The 19,702-nt window shown below is 70.1% G+C and carries 19 protein-coding genes; 10 read left to right on the top strand and 9 right to left on the bottom strand.

Annotated elements, in window-relative coordinates:
• Window positions 1-151: 151 nt before the first annotated feature.
• Window positions 152-1,639, top strand: coding sequence for an AlkA N-terminal domain-containing protein (locus tag KUF83_RS03070; RefSeq protein WP_302828479.1), 1,488 nt, complete (start codon window positions 152-154; stop codon window positions 1,637-1,639).
• A 9-nt stretch (window positions 1,640-1,648) separates the two neighbouring features.
• Entirely contained in the window at window positions 1,649-2,140 is a 492-nt protein-coding gene (locus KUF83_RS03065) for a methylated-DNA--[protein]-cysteine S-methyltransferase (protein ID WP_217452944.1), read from the top strand.
• Window positions 2,141-2,190: 50 nt separating this feature from the next.
• On the opposite strand, the gene KUF83_RS03060 is transcribed toward KUF83_RS03065, so the two are convergent.
• Window positions 2,191-2,916 (bottom strand): Sir2 family NAD-dependent protein deacetylase, encoded by a 726-nt coding sequence (locus tag KUF83_RS03060; protein ID WP_217452943.1) that lies wholly within the window; start codon window positions 2,914-2,916, stop codon window positions 2,191-2,193.
• A 337-nt stretch (window positions 2,917-3,253) separates the two neighbouring features.
• Between KUF83_RS03060 and KUF83_RS03055 the strand changes: the two genes are divergently transcribed.
• Complete coding sequence (locus KUF83_RS03055) at window positions 3,254-4,369, top strand: hypothetical protein (RefSeq protein WP_217452942.1); 1,116 nt, start codon at window positions 3,254-3,256, stop codon at window positions 4,367-4,369.
• Between the two features lie 15 nt (window positions 4,370-4,384).
• Here the strand turns inward: KUF83_RS03055 and KUF83_RS03050 are convergent, their stop codons facing one another.
• Entirely contained in the window at window positions 4,385-4,876 is a 492-nt protein-coding gene (locus KUF83_RS03050; RefSeq protein WP_217452941.1) for an NUDIX hydrolase, read from the bottom strand.
• A gap of 171 nt (window positions 4,877-5,047) precedes the next feature.
• Here KUF83_RS03050 and KUF83_RS03045 point away from each other — a divergent pair, with 171 nt between their 5' ends.
• Complete coding sequence (locus KUF83_RS03045; RefSeq protein WP_217452940.1) at window positions 5,048-5,293, top strand: hypothetical protein; 246 nt, start codon at window positions 5,048-5,050, stop codon at window positions 5,291-5,293.
• A 164-nt stretch (window positions 5,294-5,457) separates the two neighbouring features.
• Complete coding sequence (locus KUF83_RS03040; RefSeq protein WP_217452939.1) at window positions 5,458-6,624, top strand: glycerate kinase; 1,167 nt, start codon at window positions 5,458-5,460, stop codon at window positions 6,622-6,624.
• A gap of 193 nt (window positions 6,625-6,817) precedes the next feature.
• On the opposite strand, the gene KUF83_RS03035 is transcribed toward KUF83_RS03040, so the two are convergent.
• The gene (locus KUF83_RS03035) at window positions 6,818-8,020 is read right to left on the bottom strand and encodes a CdaR family transcriptional regulator (RefSeq protein WP_217452938.1); all 1,203 of its coding nucleotides are present in this window, start codon (window positions 8,018-8,020) and stop codon (window positions 6,818-6,820) included.
• 214 nt (window positions 8,021-8,234) lie between these two features.
• Here KUF83_RS03035 and KUF83_RS03030 point away from each other — a divergent pair, with 214 nt between their 5' ends.
• The 5 genes from KUF83_RS03030 to KUF83_RS03010 are packed head-to-tail and all read left to right on the top strand — an operon-like array spanning window position 8,235 to window position 13,152.
• Window positions 8,235-9,041 carry an ABC transporter ATP-binding protein gene (locus tag KUF83_RS03030; protein WP_217452937.1) on the top strand — a complete coding sequence of 269 codons (807 nt, stop codon included), beginning with the start codon at window positions 8,235-8,237 and terminating at the stop codon, window positions 9,039-9,041.
• Window positions 9,042-9,049: 8 nt separating this feature from the next.
• On the top strand, window positions 9,050-9,919 hold the full coding sequence (locus KUF83_RS03025; protein ID WP_254643288.1) for an ABC transporter ATP-binding protein: 870 nt from the start codon (window positions 9,050-9,052) through the stop codon (window positions 9,917-9,919).
• Window positions 9,916-10,806: a branched-chain amino acid ABC transporter permease gene (locus tag KUF83_RS03020; protein WP_217452936.1), complete on the top strand. Its 891-nt coding sequence runs from the start codon at window positions 9,916-9,918 to the stop codon at window positions 10,804-10,806. The genes KUF83_RS03025 and KUF83_RS03020 overlap by 4 nt, the downstream gene beginning before the upstream one ends.
• Window positions 10,799-11,884: a branched-chain amino acid ABC transporter permease gene (locus KUF83_RS03015; RefSeq protein ID WP_374105965.1), complete on the top strand. Its 1,086-nt coding sequence runs from the start codon at window positions 10,799-10,801 to the stop codon at window positions 11,882-11,884. The genes KUF83_RS03020 and KUF83_RS03015 overlap by 8 nt, the downstream gene beginning before the upstream one ends.
• On the top strand, window positions 11,881-13,152 hold the full coding sequence (locus KUF83_RS03010; RefSeq protein ID WP_217452935.1) for an ABC transporter substrate-binding protein: 1,272 nt from the start codon (window positions 11,881-11,883) through the stop codon (window positions 13,150-13,152). The genes KUF83_RS03015 and KUF83_RS03010 overlap by 4 nt, the downstream gene beginning before the upstream one ends.
• A gap of 142 nt (window positions 13,153-13,294) precedes the next feature.
• On the opposite strand, the gene pssA is transcribed toward KUF83_RS03010, so the two are convergent.
• The 6 genes from pssA to KUF83_RS02980 form a co-directional block, all read right to left on the bottom strand.
• Window positions 13,295-14,077, bottom strand: coding sequence for a CDP-diacylglycerol--serine O-phosphatidyltransferase (gene pssA, locus KUF83_RS03005; RefSeq protein ID WP_217453021.1), 783 nt, complete (start codon window positions 14,075-14,077; stop codon window positions 13,295-13,297).
• A 58-nt stretch (window positions 14,078-14,135) separates the two neighbouring features.
• Window positions 14,136-14,792, bottom strand: coding sequence for a phosphatidylserine decarboxylase (locus KUF83_RS03000; protein ID WP_217452934.1), 657 nt, complete (start codon window positions 14,790-14,792; stop codon window positions 14,136-14,138).
• A gap of 170 nt (window positions 14,793-14,962) precedes the next feature.
• Complete coding sequence (locus KUF83_RS02995; RefSeq protein WP_217452933.1) at window positions 14,963-16,168, bottom strand: acyl-CoA dehydrogenase family protein; 1,206 nt, start codon at window positions 16,166-16,168, stop codon at window positions 14,963-14,965.
• A 2-nt stretch (window positions 16,169-16,170) separates the two neighbouring features.
• Window positions 16,171-16,683, bottom strand: a complete 513-nt coding sequence (locus KUF83_RS02990) for a MaoC family dehydratase (protein ID WP_217452932.1) — start codon at window positions 16,681-16,683, stop codon at window positions 16,171-16,173.
• 4 nt (window positions 16,684-16,687) lie between these two features.
• Window positions 16,688-17,653: a CoA ester lyase gene (locus KUF83_RS02985; protein WP_217452931.1), complete on the bottom strand. Its 966-nt coding sequence runs from the start codon at window positions 17,651-17,653 to the stop codon at window positions 16,688-16,690.
• Window positions 17,650-19,698: a protein meaA gene (locus KUF83_RS02980; protein ID WP_217452930.1), complete on the bottom strand. Its 2,049-nt coding sequence runs from the start codon at window positions 19,696-19,698 to the stop codon at window positions 17,650-17,652. The genes KUF83_RS02985 and KUF83_RS02980 overlap by 4 nt, the downstream gene beginning before the upstream one ends.
• Window positions 19,699-19,702: the final 4 nt, after the last annotated feature.

Genomic DNA, 19,702 nt, shown 5'->3' with positions numbered 1-19,702 from the left:
TCAGTGAGCCGGTGGGGACGGGACGGGCAGGTCGCCTCGTCACCGTCCGCGGTGAATCCCGCAGGCGGGGGCAGCGGGGCGGGGGCGGCCACCGCAGGTAGATGTCGGATTCTCGCCAGCCATCGCCGTGACCATGGCCGATGCTGGACGCATGCAGAACGGGATGCACACCGATACAGAGGGCTGCGTGCGCGCCGTCCGGTCGAAGGACGCGCGCTTCGACGGCTGGTTCTTCACGGCGGTCGTGACCACGCGGATCTACTGCCGGCCCAGCTGCCCCGTGGTGCCGCCGAAGCCGGAGAACATGACGTTCTACCCGAGTGCCGCCGCCTGCCAGCAGGCCGGGTTCCGGGCGTGCAAGCGCTGCCGCCCCGACACCAGCCCCGGCTCTCCCGAGTGGAACCAGCGGGCCGACCTGGTGGCCCGCGCGATGCGGCTGATCGGCGACGGGACCGTGGACCGCGAGGGCGTGCCGGGGCTCGCCACCCGCCTCGGCTACAGCACCCGGCAGATCGAACGCCAGCTCCTCGCCGAACTGGGCGCGGGACCACTCGCCCTCGCCCGCGCCCAACGCGCCCAGACCGCACGCCTGCTCATCGAGACGACCCCGCTCCCGATGGCCGAGATCGCCTTCGCGGCGGGCTTCTCCTCGATCCGCACCTTCAACGACACGGTCCGCGAGGTCTTCGCCCTCGCCCCGAGCGAACTGCGCACCAGAACCCTCAGGAACCGCGCCGGCTCCACGCCCACACCGGGCGTGCTGGCCCTCCGCCTGCCTTTCCGGGCCCCGCTCAACCCCGACAACCTCTTCGGCCACCTCGCCGCCACCGCCGTACCCGGAGTCGAGGAGTGGCGCGACGGCGCGTACCGGCGCACGATGCGTCTGCCGTACGGCCACGCCGTCGTCGCGCTCACTCCGGAACCCGATCACATCGGCTGCCGGCTCACCCTCAGCGACCTGCGCGATCTGGCCGTCGCCATCAGCCGCTGCCGCCGCATGCTCGACCTGGACGCCGACCCGGTCGCGGTCGACGGCCAGCTGCGTACGGACCCGGTCCTCGCGCCCCTCGTGGACAAGGCGCCGGGCCGCCGAGTGCCCCGTACGGTCGACGAGGCCGAGTTCGCCGTCCGGGCCGTGCTGGGCCAGCAGGTGTCCACGGCCGCGGCCCGTACACACGCGGCGCGTCTGGTCGCGGCCCACGGAGAAGCGGTCGAGGATCCCGGAGGCGGTCTCACACACCTCTTCCCGTCGCCGGAGTCACTGGCCGCGCTCGACCCCGAGGCCCTCGCCATGCCGGCCACCCGCCGCGGCACGCTCACCACACTTGTGCGCCAACTCGCCGACGGCACCCTCAACCTGGGCGTCGAGGGCGACTGGGCGCAGACCCGGGCCCGGCTGCTCGCCCTGCCCGGGTTCGGACCCTGGACCGTGGAGATCATCGCCATGCGTGCCCTCGGTGACCCCGACGCCTTCCTGCCCACGGACCTCGGAGTCAGGCGCGCCGCACAGGAGTTGGACCTGCCGTCCACTCCCGCCGCGCTGACGGCACGCGCCACGGACTGGCGGCCCTGGCGCGCGTACGCCGTCCAGTACCTGTGGGCGACGGACAACCACCCGATCAACTTCCTTCCCGCATAAGGACGTTCAGTGAAACAGCACACCGTGATCGACAGTCCGTACGGCCCGCTCACCCTGGTCGCCACCGACGGCGTCCTCTCCGGGCTCTACATGACGGACCAACGCCACCGCCCGCCGGAGGAGACCTTCGGCCGGCCGGACGACACACCCTTCGCCGAGGCGACCGAGGAGCTGCGAGCCTATTTCGGGGGAGAGTTGAAGGACTTCTCCGTACGACTCAGGCTGGACGGCACCCCGTTCCAGCGCCAGGTCTGGGAACAGCTCCGGAAGATCCCGTACGGCGAGACCCGCTCGTACGGTCAACTCGCGGACGCCCTGGGCAATCCGAAGGCGTCCCGCGCGGTGGGCCTCGCCAACGGCAAGAACCCGCTCGGGATCATCGTGCCCTGCCACCGGGTGGTGGGCGCCGACGGCAGCCTGACGGGATACGGCGGCGGCCTGCAGCGCAAACAGCGCCTGCTGGACTTCGAACGGGGAGCGGAGGACACCGCCCTCTTCTGACACCGGCGGGACACAGGTGTGACACCGGGGCAGGCTCGAACCCGCGCCGCTCAGCCGGCCAGGCCCCGCAGCAGCTCAGGCAGGGCCGTGCCGATCGGCTCCCGGATCACCTCGTCCGCCCGGTCGTCGTATGGGGTCGGCTCGGCGTTGACGATGACGAGCCGGGCCCCGTGCTCGGCGGCCACACCGGCGAGCCCCGCGGCGGGCTGCACCTGGAGGGTGGTACCGACGGCGATGAACACCTGGCACGCCTTGGTGATCGCGAGCGCCTCACCCAACACGACCGGGTCGAGCCGCTCGCCGAACATCACCGTCGCCGACTTGAGAATCCCGCCGCACGTCAGACACGGCGGATCCGCCTCCCCGGCCTCGACCCGGGCGAGCGCGTCCTCCATCGGCCCGCGCGCGTGGCACTTCGTACACACCACACCGCGTGCGCTGCCGTGCAGTTCCAGCACCTTGCGGGCGGGCATTCCGGCGAGCTGGTGCAGTCCGTCGACGTTCTGGGTGATGACCCGCACCGGCACCCCGGCCTGCTCCAGCTCGGCCACCGCCCGATGCGCGGCGTTCGGCTCCGCCTGGAGAGTCCGGTTCTTTCGCCGCATCTGCCAGGACCTGCGCCGGATCTGCGGATCACCCATGTAGAACTCGTACGTCACGAGTTTCTGCGCTTCCGGATCCCGCCGCCACACACCGTTCGGACCGCGATAGTCGGGAATTCCGGAATCGGTGGAAATACCTGCGCCACTGAGGACGGCGACGAGAGGCCTGCTCATGTCCCGAGCGTAGAACGCCGGCCCGCGCGAGGGCGAACCGGTTTCCGGAGGCCCCCTACCCGCTGGGAATCGCACATTCGACGTCGCTGCGCCCGCTGTCCTCGGACACGCCAACACGCCGGGCGACGAAGCCCTCCCGGGTTGCGAACGTGTCACCGGAGCGGACACTGGAAAGCAGGGGAGAACCGAAGGACGGGGTCGGGATCGGGGTCGGGACGGGGAGACAATTCCCGATGTTCCCCATGCCGCGCAATGCCGCTCGACGTCGCTCGATGCCGCTCAAAGCCCGAATCCGGACACACGTGTGTGAAGGAGCAGGTCGGCGGAGGACCCCATCATGGCGGAAACACATGAAGAATCCTTCCCGGACGAAGTCGGAGATGTCGCGGGACGGAACAAATCCTCATGGCATCAACGTGCCTCCGCCTATGTCGCGGAACTCCAGGCGGAGTTGGACATCATCGAAGTCCGCTGCGAACTGTCGGACGACAAGAAGAGGCTGCTGAAGAAGACGAACGTGCAGCTCGAAGCCGCTCGTGAGGCCCTCAACAGCAGGGACACACCCTTCTCGTCCATCTCCGGTTCCGCGGTGGACCGGACCTGGGCCAACATCCACCGGGCCGAAGTGAGCGTCCTGAAGCTCGCCGGCGACAACGACCTCACCTGGTGGGGGACCGAGGTCCTCGCGAGAACCAAGCAGCACCTGGGCGCGGAGGATCCCCTGCGGAACGAGCTGGAGGCGCAGGTCGGATCGAACGGCCGAAGGCTCAACGCCCGGTTCAGGGATCTGGCCGTCAGGGCGCTGCGTGCGGCGAACGACGCTCAGGACCTGGAGAGGTCGAGACTGCGAAGCTTCCGCAACATACTCCTGACGTCGTTTCTCCTGACGAGCCTGATCGCGGCACTCCTTGTGGTGTGGGGATACGTCGAGCCCGCGGCCATAGCGGCCAAGCTTTGCTTCGAGGGGCCACCGACGGCCCCACCTCCGGCCGTGCCCAAGACGTTCTGCCCCATCAGTGGTAGCCCGGCGGGCGGGGACGTCCTCATCGTGGAGTTCTTCGGCCTGTGCGGAGCGGCCCTGGCGGGAGCCGTGTCACTGCGGCACATGCAGGGCACCGCCACGCCGTTCATGGTGCCCATCTGCCTGTTGTTGCTGCGGCTGCCCATCGGCGCCCTGGCGGCCGTGTTCGGCATGCTGATCATCAAGGGTGATTTCGTGCCGGGGCTGTCAAACCTGGACAGCAGTGCACAAGTCCTCGGCTGGGCGCTCGTGTTCGGTGTCGCGCAGGAATCGGTGACCCGCCTCGTCGATCAGCAGGGCGCGAAGGTTCTGGACAGCGTCAGGGGACCGTCACGCGGTATCGAGGACGAGGACGAGCCGGAGTACAGGCCGCAGCCACAGCCGTCGACGAACGGTGCCAGGAGGCCCGCCCGGCACCGCGTCCTGCGCTGAGCGCCGCCCCTCCCGTCAGTCGGTTCGCCGGCCGTCCTCCAACTCGGCCGTCCCCGCGTTCTCAGCGAGCACGTCCAGCGCGGCGAGCACACGGCGGCCGAGGTTGCCCGACACGTACTGGTCGAGCTCCTCGCGGGGGACCAGCTGCCAGGACAGCAGCTCCGACTCCTGCAGGCGGATCGACTTGAACTGCTCCTCCGCCAGCACTCCTCCGTCGTACAGGTACGCCACGACGGGAGGCCGTGCGGCGCCGGGCACCCAGTCCACCGCGAGCAGCCGTCCGACCGGGAGGTCCAGGCCGATCTCCTCCAGGGTCTCCCGGCGGGCCCCCTGCCTCGGGGTCTCGCCGGCGTCCGACTCGACGGTTCCGCCCGGCAGCGCCCAGCCCTCGCGGTAGTTGGGCTCGACGAGCAGCACCCGGCCCTCGGTGTCACGGAAGAGCGCGGCGGCACCGACGAGCACACGGGGGAGACCCGCGATGTACGCGGCGTAGTCAGGAGTCGTCATATAGCCAGCCTAGCGAGATCGACCCCACGGTCCGCAAGATCGTCAACGCCCGCAGCCGTCATACACCCGGTGTGCCGAATTCCTGCTGGTCCGGCCCGCTTTACGTACATCCGGCGCCGCACCACATGAGAAGGTCGTCAGGTTTTATTCGTATTGCGGATTTGGAGTCCCATGAAGTCGTCGAGTCGTACGAGGGTCCTGGCGGTCGGTGCCGCCGCAGTCGTCGCGGTCCTGTCCGCCACCGGTGCGGCCCAGGCCGCGCCCGCGGAGCCCCTGGTCACCACCGGGGACGTCGGTGTGCGGACGGGGGACCTCGATCTCCTGGAGGACGTGCTGGAGCACATCAGCGTGCCGTTCGGGGGCAGCGGCACACTGACGCACCAGCTCTACGACTCGCGGGGGACCGACGCCGGCTGACCGGCTACCGGGGTCCGACCGCCCCGCGACCGCCGTCGGGCCGCTGTCCGGCAGCTGTCCGGCACCTGAGAACCGCCCTGGGCAGCGGCCCCCTCCTGCGGTTAGGGTCGCAGCGGCGCGACTGCCTTGACGTGTGCAAGGCCCGATAAGCAAGGGGAACACAGGTGGCGGACGCTGCAGTGAATCGGACCCGGAACCAGACCCAGCGGGTACTCATCGCCGCGGACAAGTTCAAGGGCTCGCTCACGGCCGTGCAGGTGGCCGAGCGGGTGACGGCAGGACTGCACCGGGTCGCACCGCTGGTCGAGGTCGAGGCGCTGCCGGTGGCCGACGGCGGCGACGGCACGGTCGCCGCGGCGGTCGCGGCCGGCTTCGAGCGCCGTGAGGTACGGGTCGCCGGGCCCCTCGGCGACGAGGTCACCGCCGCCTTCGCGCTGCGCGACGGGACCGCGGTCGTGGAGATGGCCGAGGCCAGCGGACTGCAGCGGCTGCCCGCCGGGGTCCTCGCGCCGCTCACCTCGTCCACGTACGGGTCCGGGGAACTACTGCGGGCCGCGCTCGACGCCGGGGCGCGCACGATCGTGTTCGGCGTCGGCGGCAGCGCGACCACCGACGGCGGAGCCGGGATGCTGGCCGCGCTCGGGGCGCGCTTCCTCGACGAGGACGGCGAGCCGGTGCCGCCCGGCGGCGGCTCCCTCGGGGACCTCGCCACGGCGGACCTGACCGGCCTCGACCCCCGGCTCTCCTCCGTCGACGTCGTCCTCGCCAGTGACGTGGACAATCCACTGACCGGGCCGAAGGGCGCGCCGGCGGTGTACGGACCGCAGAAGGGTGCCTCTCCCGACGACGTGGCGGTGCTCGACGCGGCGCTCGCCCACTTCGCCGCCGTCCTGGAGAAGACGATCGGGGGCAGGGCGGCGGAGTACGCCGTCGCGCCCGGCGCGGGGGCTGCCGGTGGCATCGGGTACGGGGCTCTCGTGGGGCTCGGCGCGACCTTCCGGCCCGGCATCGAGGTGATGCTCGACGTACTGGGCTTCGGGCCCGCGCTGGAACGGGCGACGCTGGTCATCACCGGTGAGGGCTCGCTGGACGAGCAGACCCTGCACGGGAAGGCGCCCGCCGGGGTCGCCGCCGCCGCGCGTGCCGCCGGGAAAGAGGTCATCGCCGTCTGCGGGCGGCTGGCGCTTCCTCCGGAGGCCCTCGGACGGGCCGGGATCCGGCGGGTCTATCCGCTCACGGACGTCGAGCCTGACGTGAGCCGGTGCATCGCCGAGGCGGGCCCGATCCTGGAGGAACTCGCGGAGCGCATCGCCAAGGACTTCCTCACCTGACAGGCCTTTTCCCGCCCCCGCCCCCGCCGCCCCTGCCCGTCCCGTCTCGGGGGACGGCCCCCGAACCCCCGCTCCTGATCTTTGAGTCCGTCCGGCGTCTGAGGACGAGCGCACCGGTGCGATACGGAGGTCTGGGGGCGCAGCCCCCAGAAGGGACGGGAACGGGTAGGGGGCGGCGGGGGCGAAATACCCCTCACCCACCCCCCGCCGCCCCCGTCAACCGGTACGCGTCCAACGCCAACGTCATCTCGATCAGATCCCGGGGCCTCGCCAGCGACCGTGAGGTCAGCTGTTCCAACCGCCGCAGGCGGTTGAAGACCGTGTTCCGGTGGCAGTACAGGCGCCCCGCGGCCCGCCCCGCGGACCCCTCGCAGCACAGCCACACGTCGAGCGTCTCCAGCAGGACGGCCCGGTCCGCCGGTTCGAGCTCCAGCAGCGACCCGAACACGTCCGACACGAGCCGCCCGGCCAGCTCGGGCTGGCTGACGACGAGCGCCGTCGGCATCCGCTGGTCGAGCCGCACGACGTCGCTCGCGTCGGGCGGACACGTACGCAGCGCCAGCTCCGCCAGCCGCCGGGCCCGCCCCAGCTCGGCGAGGCCCGGGACGACGGGGCTGATCCCGCCGGGACCGGAACAGCGCCCGTCGAGCGCCCGCGCGACCCCGTCGAGGCCCTGACCGGCCGCGAGAGCCACCACCCCGACCTCGCAGTCCGCCCGCATCCGCCAGACGAACCGCAGCCCCTCACCCTCCACGGGCCGCCGGAAGGGCTCCCGCCGCTCGGACCGCAGCACGACCACGGCGTACGGCCCCCGCTCGGGAAGATCGAGCCCGGCGGCGGCCCGCGCCGCGAGCCCGGGCGCCTCCTGCCCTTCGAGAAGCGCGTCGAGCAGCGCCTGAAGCCGCTCGTCGGTACGCCGCCGGAGCTCCATCTCGGTGGCCCGGTACGCCTCCGTCGCCACCGCGGCCTGCGCGTCCACGGCGGACCACACCATGGTCGCCGACCGCATCAGCGCCCCCAGCCGCTCCGGCTCCCGCCCGGCCGCCCCCTCCATCAGGGCGTCCCACACCAGATACCCGGCGGCACGGTAGGCGTGCACCAGCAGCTCCAACGGCAACCCCTGCTGGGCCCGCCGCCGCCCCGCGTCCTCCGCGTACTCCAGATCACGGCGGGGCGAGTCCCGGGGCGCGGAGATCGTCTCGATCCCGATCCGCATCGCCTCCTGCGCCTCCCGCCACTGCTGGTCGTACGGCAGGAACTCCCCGTACACCGGGGAATGCTCGGCAAGTTGTCGCATGTGCTCGTCGACCAGCTCCGGCAGGCGCTCCAGCAGCGCCGCGCAGGACTCGGTGAGCAGCTTCCAGTCATGACCGGTACGCCTTCTGCGGGCTCCCATGGCCGGAGGATGCCACCGGTGGACGGCCGCGCACAGGCCCCTGACACGCGGTGTTGTGCGCGCGCACAACGCGCGCCCGCACCCGCTGGTCACCCGCAGCGATTCGCCCGCGCCCCGTGGACGGACGTCCCCACCGGTGCTGTCGTGAGCGCCACACCGGCCGTGAACACGCCGGGTGCAAGGTGATCGACAGCGCGATGACAGGGGGAATGCCATGGGTGGTTCCGGGCTGGCCGTACGGGACGTGTCGGTCGGATACGGTCCCGTACGAGCACTGCGCCAGGTGACCCTGGAGGTGCCGGAGGGAGCCGTGGTCACGGTCCTCGGCGGCAACGGCGCGGGCAAGTCGACCCTGTTGCGGGCCATCTGCCGGACCCTGTCCTTCCACGGCGGCGCGGTCACCGGCGGCACGGTGAGCCTCGACGGCCGCCGCATCGACGGACTCCCGCCGGACCGCGTGGTCGCCGCCGGGATCTCGCAGATCCCGGAGGGGCGCCGGGTGTTCGCGCGGATGACCGTCGCCGACAACCTGCGTGCCGGGGCGCTCGGCGCCACCGGCGGACGCGCGGACCGGGCCACCGCCCTGCGCCGCGTCCACGAACTGTTCCCCGTCCTCGCCGACCGCGCCCAGCAGCGCGCCGGCCTCCTGTCGGGCGGAGAGCAGCAGATGCTCGCGGTCGGCCGCGCCCTGATGGCCGCCCCGAGGATGCTCCTCCTCGACGAACCCTCGCTCGGACTCGCCCCGCTGATGGCCGAGCGGATCGCCGAGACGGTCCGCGAGATCAACACCCAGGGCACCTCGATCCTGCTCGTCGAACAGAACGCCGCCCTGGCCCTGCGGCTCGCCTCCCGCGCGTACGTCCTGGAGGTCGGCGAAGTCACCCTGTCGGGGCCGGCGGACGAACTGGCCGCCTCCGACGAGGTGCGCCGCCGCTACCTGGGCGTGGTCGACGAGGACGCGGCGGCCGACGCCGGGCGGGCGCGCGCCTCGCACCCGGCGCTGACCCGATGGAAGGGGTGAGCACCACCATGACGAACGACGCGCCGCAGCAGGCGACTTCGCCCGACTCCGATGCTGATCCCGACGTACCACCGCTCCACGTCAGGGAGTTGACCGTGCGCTTCGCCGGTCTGACCGCCCTGGACGCCGTGGACTTCACAGTGCGTCCCGGCACCGTCCACGCCCTCATCGGCCCCAACGGCGCCGGAAAGTCCACCTGCTTCAACGTGCTGTCCGGCGTCTACCGCGCCACCGCCGGCAGCGTCCGCTTCGGCGAGCACGAACTGACCGGCATGCCTCCGCACCGCATCGCCGATCTGGGCGTCGCCCGCATCTTCCAGAACCTCGCCCTGCCACCGCTCGCCACGGTCGAGGACAGCCTTCTGCTGGGCCGCCACCGGCTGACCCGCACCGGCTTCCTCTCCGCCGGCCTGAGGCTCCCCGCAGCGGCCCGTGAGGAGAACCGTCATCGCGAACGCGTCCGTGAGATCGCCGAGTTCGTCGGCATCTCGTCCTACCTCGACCGGCCGGCCGGCTCGCTCCCGTACGGGCAGCAGAAACTCGCCGAACTCGCCCGCGCCCTGTGCATGGAGCCCCGCCTGCTGCTCCTGGACGAACCGGTGGCGGGCATGACCGCCGACGAGCGGCGGCGAACGGCCGCCGTGATCGCGGGAGTCCGCGACAGCCTCGGCATCTCGATCGTCCTGGTGGAACACGACATGGGGGTGGTGATGCGGCTCGCCGACGCGGTGACCGTACTCGACTTCGGGCGCCGGATCGCGGACGGCGCCCCGGCCGACGTACAGAACGACCCGGCCGTCGTCCGCGCCTACCTGGGGGAGCGCCCCGAGGAACCCGACGGGCCCGGGCAGCCCGGGGGAGAGGAGAGCGCGTCGTGAGCACCTTCGCCGAACTCCTCCTCAACGGCGTCTCCATGGGGTCGGTCTACGCCCTCATCGCCCTCGGCTTCGTGGTCATCTTCCGGGCCACCGAGGTCGTCAACTTCGCCCACGCGTCCCTGCTGCTGGCGGGCGGGTACGTCACCGCGACCCTCCACGAGGACATCGGCTTCTGGCCCGCCCTGCTGGTCGGGATCGCCGGAGCCGCGGTGGTCGGGTCGGCCGTCGAGTTCCTGGTGATGCGCCGCTACCGGGGCTCCGACCACAGCGTCCTCGCCATCGTCACGATCGGTGTGGACATCCTGCTCACCACGGAACTGACCCGCCGGATCGGCACGGACGTCCTGGCGCTCGGCGACCCGTGGGGCGACGCGGTGCTCACCCTCGGCCCCATCTCGCTGGCCCACACGCGCATCGCCGCGTTCGTCGCCGCGGCCCTGCTCATCACGGTCTTCCTGCTCGCGTTCCGGTACACCTCCTGGGGCGTCGCGATGCGGGCCGCCGCCGAGAGCGCGGAGACGGCCGCGCTGATGGGCGTACGGCTCGGCCGGGTGTCCCTCGGCGCCTGGGCCGTGGCGGGCGGACTCGCCGCCGTGGCGGCCCTGTTCCTGACGGTCTTCCCCACGCCGGGCCTGGAAAGAGCTACCTCGCTCGCCGCTCTCAAGGCGTTCCCGGCGGCGATCCTCGGCGGCCTCGACTCGACGACCGGAGCGCTCGTCGGCGGTCTGCTGGTGGGCGTCACGGAATCCCTCGCCACCGGCTACCAGAGCGAACTGACCTTCCTCGGCCGGGGACTGGGCGACCTCGCGCCCTACCTCGTGATGACCGTGATCCTGCTCATCCGGCCCGCCGGGCTGTTCGGCACGAAGGAGCTCGCCCGTGTCTGAAGCCCTCACCGGACATCTGCGGTTCCCCGCCCGCACGCGCACGTACGTCTGGGCCGCCGGCGCTCTGCTCCTGCTCGCGCTGCCCTTCTACCTGGACCGGTTCTGGCTGCAGGCCGGGCTGTTCGCGATGGCCGCCGCCATCGGCGCGATCGGGCTCAACCTGCTCACCGGCTCCACCGGCCAGCTCTCCATGGGCCACGCCTTCTTCCTCGCGGTCGGGGCGTACGGCTACTGCGTGTTCGCCGCGGAGGGCGGCGACGGGCTGACCGGTCTCGGCCTGCCGACCTGGCTCGCGGCGGTCCTCGCCGTCCTGGTCTCGGGTCTGGCGGGCGGCCTGTTCAGCCCCATCGCGGGACGTCTGCGCGGCGCCTACCTGGGCATCGCCACCCTCGCGCTGATCTTCATCGGCCAGCACGTGCTGTTCAACGCCCGGGACCTCACCGGCGGCTTCAACGGGCGGGACGTACCGCCCCTGAGTCTGTTCGGGCTCACCTTCGACGACAGTGAACTCCTCGTCGCCTCCGTCCCGTTCGGCTCCGCGGAGAAGCTCTGGTACGCGGGGCTCGTACTGCTCCTCGGCTGTGGGCTGTTCGCCCGCGGGGTGCTGCGCGGCCGGCCCGGACGTGCCATGAACGCGATCCGCGACCACCGGATCGCGGCCGGTGTCATCGGCGTGCCCGTGGCCCGCTACCGGGCCGCCGTCTTCGTCCTGTCCTCGATGTACGCGGGCCTCGCGGGCGTCCTGCTCGCCCTGGTCTTCCAGCGGACGGTGCCGGACTACTTCGGCATCACGCTGTCGCTCGAATACCTCGCCATGATCGTCATCGGCGGGCTCGGGTCGGTCTCGGGGGCGGTGGTCGGGGCGGTGTTCGTGTCCCTGCTGCCGCAACTGCTGACCCGCTACAGCGATGCGCTGCCCCTGGTCTCCGCTCCCGGTACGGGCGGGATCGCACCGGGCGAGGCATCCCGGTACCTCTACGGCGCCGCCATCGTCGCGGTGGTGCTCTTCCTGCCCGGCGGCCTGGTCAGGGTGGCCGCCGGACGACGCTTCAGGACCGACCAAGGGGAGGAACGATGAGTACGACCCACACGGCCAAGGTGGCCGCCGGAGCACTCGCAGCGCTGCTGGTGCTGGCCGGGTGCAGCTCCAAGGCCAAGAACGACGACGGGAACGGCAAGGGCGACACCGCCGCGGGAGGGGTGAAGACCGGCCAGGGCATCTCCGGCAAGACCATCTCGCTGGGCGTCCTCACCGACATGACGGGCGTCTACGCGACCCTCGGCAAGAGCGTCACCCAGGCCCAGCAGCTCTATGTGAAGCAGCTGAACGCCGACGGGGGCGTGTGCGGCTACAAGGTCGAGCTCACCATCCGCGACCACGGCTACGACCCGCAGAAGGCCGTCTCCGGCTACACGGAACTGGCGCCGAAGGTGCTCGGGTTCGCCCAGTTCATCGGCTCCCCGTTCGTCGCCGCGGTCAAGCAGCGCATCGACGGACAGGACAAGGGCCTGGTCCTGCCGCAGGCGTGGTCGTCCTCCCTGCTCGGCAGCCCCTACATCCGGGTCATCGGGTCCACGTACGACATCGAGACGATCAACGCCGTCGACTTCCTGATGAAGGAGAAGGGCCTCAAGAAGGGCGACAAGATCGGGCACGTCTACTTCGAGGGCGACTACGGCGAGAGCGCCCTGGCCGGCTCCAAGCACATCGCGAAGGAAGCCGGGCTGACCGTCGTCGAGCAGAAGATCAAGCCGACCGACAACGACATGACCGCGCAGGTCGCCGCCCTGAAGAAGGCCGGCGTCAAGGCCGTCGTGATCAGCGCGGGCCCGCGCCAGGCCGCCTCCCTGGTCGGCGTCGCCGCGGCCGGTGGCTTCGACGTCCCGATCATCGGTAACAACTCGGCCTTCGCGCCGCAGCTCCTGGCCACCCAGGCGGGTCCGGCGCTGATGAAGAACTACTACGTGGCCTCGCCGTCGCTCCCGATCGGCGCGGACACCCCGGAGGCCGAGAAGCTGGTGGCCGACTACAAGAAGGCGTACCCGAAGGACTCCCTGGACAACGGCGTCGTCGCCGGCTGGACGGCCGCCTCCGCGTTCGGCGAGGCCCTGAAGAAGGCCTGCGCGACCAAGGACCTCACTCGGGAGGGCGTGGACAAGGCCCTCCTCACCATCGACGCCCTGGACACGGGCTTCGGCATCCCCCAGGACTTCACCGACCCCAAGTCCCCCTCCTCCAAGCAGAGCGTCATCCTCCAGCCCGACAAGAGCGTCACGGGCGGCATGAAGGTGGTCCAGGAGGCGGAGGCCTCAACGGTGGCGGAGTCGTACACACCGAGCGAGTAGGAGCCCTGCGGGACCGCCAGGGGCCCCCGACAGGGGCGCGGGGAACTGCGCTACCAGCCCCACACACCCGCACTGCGACGCACAAGAGAAGGGCCCCGGACCAATAGGTCCGGGGCCCTTCCCCTGTATCAGGAGGCAAGAACTACGGCAGCTGCGCCGCCCGCGCCTCACGCCGGTTGCCCCGGAAGTTGTTCACCCTCCGAGCGGTGGCGAAGAGGGGGATCACCGCCCCCATCACCAGCTGCAGCGCACAGCCGGTCTGGAGCAGGAGCTGGCCGCCGGGGGCGTCGAAGGCCCAGGCCGCCAGCAGGGCCATGCTGAGGACGATCCAGGAGAGCATCGCCACCGCGAGGCGGCCCCGCGGCTTCGGGTACTCGACCCGGCTCACCATCAGCCACGCGGTGCCGAGGATCGCCATGAGCGTGGCGACGAACGGCAGCTCGAGCAGCACGATCGAGACGACCGTCAGCGCGCCGAACGGCGACGGCATGCCCTGGAACGTGCCGTCCTTGACCGTGACACACGAGAATCTCGCGAGCCGCAGCACGACCGCCAGCAGGACCACGATCGCCCCCACCGCCGCCACCCGCTGGTGCGCGTCGTCGGCGACCATGCCGTAGACGAGCACGAAGTACGCCGGCGCCAGGCCGAAGCTGATGAGGTCGGAGAGGTTGTCCAGCTCCGCGCCCATGGGGGAGGAGCGCAGCTTGCGGGCGACCAGACCGTCGAACAGGTCGAAGACCGCCGCGCAGAGCATCAGGATGACCGCGGTGGCCGCGCTGTGGCGGGTCATGCCGGTCTCCTGGCTGCCCGTGAGGTCCGGGATCAGGATGCCGGTGGTGGTGAAGTACACCGCCATGAAGCCACACGTGGCGTTACCGAGGGTGAGCGTGTCCGCTATCGAGAGGCGGAGAGAGAGGGGCATCTCCTCCTCGTCGTCCACCTCGTCGGCCTCCGGGACCCATCCGGCCTGTGTCTCAGGATCAGTCACGGTCAATGCGAGTCACCCCCGCCACGGTCTTCTGACCGACCTCCACGTCGACGTCCACGCCCTCGGGGAGGTAGATGTCGACGCGCGACCCGAAGCGGATCAGCCCGATGCGGTCACCCTGCTCGACCTTCGTGCCCTGCGGGATGTACGGCACGATGCGCCGCGCGACCGCACCGGCGATCTGGATCATCTCGATGTCGCCGAGCTCGGTGTCGAAGTGCCAGACAACGCGTTCGTTGTTCTCGCTCTCCTTGTTGAACGCCGGAACGAACCCACCGGGGATGTGCTCGACCGATGTCACCGTGCCGGAAAGGGGCGCGCGGTTGACGTGGACGTTCAGCGGGCTCATGAAGATCGCGACGCGGGTACGCCCGTCCTTCCACGGCATGATGCTCTGCACCACACCATCGGCAGGCGAGATGACCCGGCCCGGGGCGATCTCGCGCTCGGGGTCGCGGAAGAACCACAGCATGCCCGCCGCGAGCGCGGTGGCGGGAACGGCCACGGCCTTGGCGGCGCCGGACTTGCGCGCGCGTACCAGGCTGAGGGCTGCGGTGGCGACGGTCGGGACGAGCCACGGCGATGCTCCGCGCGCGAGACGTACGCCGACCAGGCTGTCGCGTGGTGCGGAGGTTTGGCTGTCGGGCATGGATGACCTTCGTAGCGGATGATGCCGCGCTGTGACTGGGGACGGCGGCTTTCCCGGAATCGTACCGGTCGCGGGCAGCAACTGGGCAAGCCAGGAAGCCGAGTCGACGTCCGAAGAGTGTTGACGGGGTGTGATCTTCTTCTCGATGAAAACACCCCGAATCGGTAGATCTAGCCTTGGAACCGATACTCTTCGAGCAGCCTGCGTCCGATGATCATTTTCTGGATTTCGGCGGTACCTTCACCGATGAGCAGCATCGGGGCCTCGCGGTAGAGGCGCTCGATCTCGTACTCCTTGGAGAAGCCGTAGCCGCCGTGGATCCGGAAGGCGTCCTCGACGACCTCTTTGCAGTACTCGGAGGCGAGGTACTTCGCCATCCCTGCTTCGAGGTCGTTTCGCTCCCCGGAGTCCTTTTTGCGTGCCGCGTTAACCATCATCGCATGGGCGGCCTCGACCTTGGTAGCCATCTCGGCCAGCTTGAACTGGATCGCCTGGTGCTGGGCGATCGGCTTGCCGAAGGTGTGCCGCTGCTGGGCGTACGAAACACCCAGCTCAAACGCACGCTGAGCGACACCGCAGCCACGGGCGGCCACGTTGACCCGGCCCACCTCGACGCCGTCCATCATGTGATAGAAGCCTCGTCCGGTGACGCCGCCGAGCACACGATTGGCCGGAATTCGCAGGCCATCCATGATCAGCTCGGTGGTGTCGACGCCCTTGTAGCCCATCTTGTCGATCTTCCCGGGGATGGTCAGGCCGGGGCGGACCTCACCGAAGCCGGGTTCCTTCTCCACGAGGAAGGTCGTCATCGACTTGTGCGCCGGAGTGCCCTCCGGGTGGCCTTCGTCACTCTTCACGAGGACGGCCACGAGCGTCGACGTCCCGCCGTTCGTCAGCCACATCTTCTGACCGTTCAGGACGTAGTCGTCGCCGTCCTTCACCGCCTTCGAGGTGATGGCCGACACGTCCGAGCCGAGCGCCGGCTCGGACATGGAGAACGCGCCGCGCACCTCGCCCGCCGCCATGCGCGGCAGGAAGTACTCCTTCTGCTCCTGCGTGCCGTGCTGCTTGAGCATGTAGGCCACGATGAAGTGGGTGTTGATGATGCCGGACACCGACATCCAGCCGCGCGCGATCTCCTCCACGCACAGCGCGTAGGTGAGGAGCGACTCACCCAGGCCCCCGTACTCCTCGGGGATCATCAGGCCGAAGAGGCCCAACTCCTTGAGCCCGTCGACGATCTGCTGCGGGTACTCGTCGCGGTGCTCCAGCCCGGTCGCGACCGGGATGATCTCCTTGTCCACGAAGTCCCGGACGGTGGACAGGATCTCCTGCTGGATGTCGGTCAGACCTGCGGTCTGGGCGAGTCGCGCCATGGCTACTTCTCCTGCTCCTTCAGCTGGGGCCGGCCGGGCTGCTCGCCGCCGCGCTCCTTGATGTACGTCTCGGTGGGGACCATCACCTTGCGGCGGAACACGCAGACCAGGGTGCCGTCCTGCTTGTAGCCCTTCGTCTCGACGTAGACGATCCCGCGGTCGTTCTTCGACCGGGAGGGCGTCTTGTCGAGGACCGTCGTCTCGCCGTAGATCGTGTCGCCGTGGAAGGTCGGCGCGACGTGGCGCAGCGACTCGATCTCCAGGTTGGCGATCGCCTTGCCGGACACGTCGGGCACGGACATGCCGAGCAGCAGGGAGTAGATGTAGTTCCCCACGACGACGTTCTTGCCGAAGTCGGTCGTGTTCTCCGCATAGTTGGTGTCCATGTGGAGCGGGTGGTGGTTCATGGTCAGGAGACAGAAGAGGTGGTCGTCGTACTCGGTGACCGTCTTGCCGGGCCAGTGCTTGTAGACCGCGCCGACCTCGAACTCCTCGTAGGTGCGTCCGAACTGCATGTGCTCAGGCCTCCGGCGCTTCGAACTTGGACGTGCGCTGCAGGCCGGCGGCCCGGCCCTTGCCCGAGATGACCAGCGCCATCTTGCGGCTGGCCTCGTCGATCATCTCGTCGCCGATCATCGCGGAGCCCTTCTTGCCGCCCGCCTCGGACGTGTAGTACTCGTACGCGTCCAGGATCAGCTCGGCGTGGTCGAAGTCCTCCTGCGAGGGCGAGAAGATCTCGTTGGACGCCTCGACCTGACCCGGGTGCAGCACCCACTTGCCGTCGAAGCCGAGGGCAGCGGCGCGCCGGGCCACCTCGCGGTAGCCGTCGACGTTGCGGATCTGCAGGTAGGGGCCGTCGATCGCCTGGAGGTTGTTGGCGCGGGCGGCCATCAGGATCTTCATCAGGATGTAGTGGTAGGCGTCCGCCGGGTAGCCGGGCGGCTGCTCGCCCACGACCAGCGACTTCATGTTGATCGACGCCATGAAGTCGGCCGGGCCGAAGATGATCGTCTCGACGCGCTGGGAGGCCGTCGCGATCTCGTTGACGTTGTTCAGACCCTGGGCGTTCTCGATCTGCGCCTCGATGCCGATCTTGCCGACCTCGAAGCCCATCGTCTTCTCGATCTGGGTGAGGAGGAGATCGAGGGCGACGACCTGCTGGGCCGTCTGCACCTTCGGCAGCATGATGCAGTCGAGGTTCTGGCCCGCGCCCTCGACGACGGTGACGACATCGCGGTACGTCCACTCCGTCGTCCAGTCGTTGACGCGCACGACCCGCGTCTTGCCCGTCCAGTCACCCTCGTTGAGGAACTTGACGATGGTGTGCCGGGCCTCGGGCTTGGCCAGCGGCGCGCACGCGTCCTCCAGGTCCAGGAAGACCTGGTCGGCCGGGAGGCCCTGCGCCTTCTCCAGGAAGCGGGGGTTGCTCCCCGGCACGGCGAGGCAGGAACGCCGCGGACGAAGGCGGTTGACGGGGCTGGTCATGCGGGGACCTCCAGTGGGTCGAGCTTGTTCGCTTTCCGGATCTCGTCGACGATCCGGCCGATGATTCCGGTGATGTCGAAATCCTTCGGAGTGAAGACCGCGGCCACTCCCGCGGCCCGCAGGTCTTCGGCGTCGCCATTCGGGATGATGCCACCGGCGATCACCGGGATGTCTGTGGCACCGGCCACACGGAGCCGTTCCAGCACGTCCGGCACCAGCTGGGCGTGCGAGCCGGAGAGGATGGAAAGGCCCACCGCGTGGACGTCCTCGGCGACGGCCGCGTCCACGATCTGCTCGGGCGTGAGCCTGATGCCCTGGTAGACGACCTCGAAGCCGGCGTCGCGGGCCCGCACGGCGATCTGCTCGGCGCCGTTCGAGTGCCCGTCCAGGCCCGGCTTGCCCACCAGGAAGCGGAGCTTGCCGACGCCCATGTCCTTCGCGGTCAGTTCCACCTTGCGGCGGACCTCCGACATGGCCGAGCCCTCCTCGGCGGTCACCGCGACGGGCGCGGAGGAGACACCGGTGGGGGCGCGGAACTCGCCGAAGACCTCGCGCAGGGCACCGGCCCACTCGCCGGTCGTGACCCCGGCACGGGCGCACTCCAGGGTGGCCTCCATGAGGTTGCCGGTGCCCTTCGCGGCCTCCTTCAGCCTGTCCAGCGCCTTGCAGGGGCGCGGGTGGTTGAAGGGAGGCTGGTAGCGGCTGTCGCGCCAGTCCGTGAGGGCGGCGCTCACCCGGGCCTCGACCGCGGGGTCGACCGTCTGGATCGCGGCGTCCAGGTCGGCCGTGAGCGGGTTCGGCTCGGTCGACTCGAAGATGTTGACGCCGACGATCTTCTCGTCGCCGGACTCGATACGGGCCCGGCGCTCGGCGTGCGAGGAGACGAGCTGCGACTTCAGGTAGCCCGACTCGACGGCGGCCATCGCGCCGCCCATCTCCTGGATCCGGTCGATCTCGGCGAACGAGTCCTCGACCAGCTGCGCGACCTTCGCCTCGACGACGTGCGAGCCCTCGAAGATGTCCGCGTACTCCAGCAGGTCGCTCTCGTACGCGAGCACCTGCTGCATGCGCAGCGACCACTGCTGGTCCCAGGGCCGGGGCAGCCCCAACGCCTCGTTCCAGGCGGGGAGTTGGACGGCCCGTGCGCGGGCGTCCTTCGAGAGGGTCACGGCCAGCATCTCCAGCACGATCCGCTGGATGTTGTTCTCCGGCTGGGCCTCGGTCAGACCGAGCGAGTTGACCTGGACCCCGTACCGGAAGCGGCGCTGCTTGGGGTTCTCGATCCCGTACCGCTCGCGCGTGATCCTGTCCCAGATGCGGCCGAACGCGCGCATCTTGCACATCTCCTCGACGAAGCGGACCCCCGCGTTGACGAAGAACGAGATCCGCGCGACCACGTCACCCTTCTGGTCCTCGCGGATCTGCCCGGACGCGAACACCGCGTCCAGGACGGCGATCGCGGTGGACATCGCGTACGCGATCTCCTGGACCGGAGTGGCTCCCGCCTCCTGCAGGTGGTAACTGCAGATGTTGATCGGGTTCCACTTGGGGATGTTGTTGACCGTGTAGCAGATCATGTCCGTCGTCAGACGGAGCGAGGGCACCGGCGGGAAGACGTGCGTCCCCCGTGACAGGTACTCCTTCACGATGTCGTTCTGGGTCGTCCCCTGGAGCTGGGTGATGTCGGCGCCCTGCTCCTCGGCGACGACCTGGTAGAGCGCCAGCAGCCACATGGCGGTGGCGTTGATGGTCATCGAGGTGTTCATCTGCTCCAGGGGGATGTCCTGGAACAGCCGGCGCATGTCACCGAGGTGCGAGACCGGCACGCCGACCCGGCCGACCTCGCCGCGGGCGAGGATGTGGTCGGGGTCGTACCCGGTCTGGGTCGGCAGGTCGAACGCGACCGACAGACCCGTCTGGCCCTTGGCGAGGTTGCGCCGGTACAGCTCGTTGGACGCCTCGGCCGTGGAGTGACCGGCGTACGTCCGCATCAGCCACGGCCGGTCCTTTTCCCTTTTCGCCTGCGGCGTCTGGCGCTCAGTCATGGGA

The organism is Streptomyces sp. BV286 (assembly GCF_019090165.1).
Taxonomy (GTDB): Bacteria; Actinomycetota; Actinomycetes; order Streptomycetales; family Streptomycetaceae; genus Streptomyces.
This window is presented reverse-complemented; position numbering and strand designations above follow the sequence as displayed.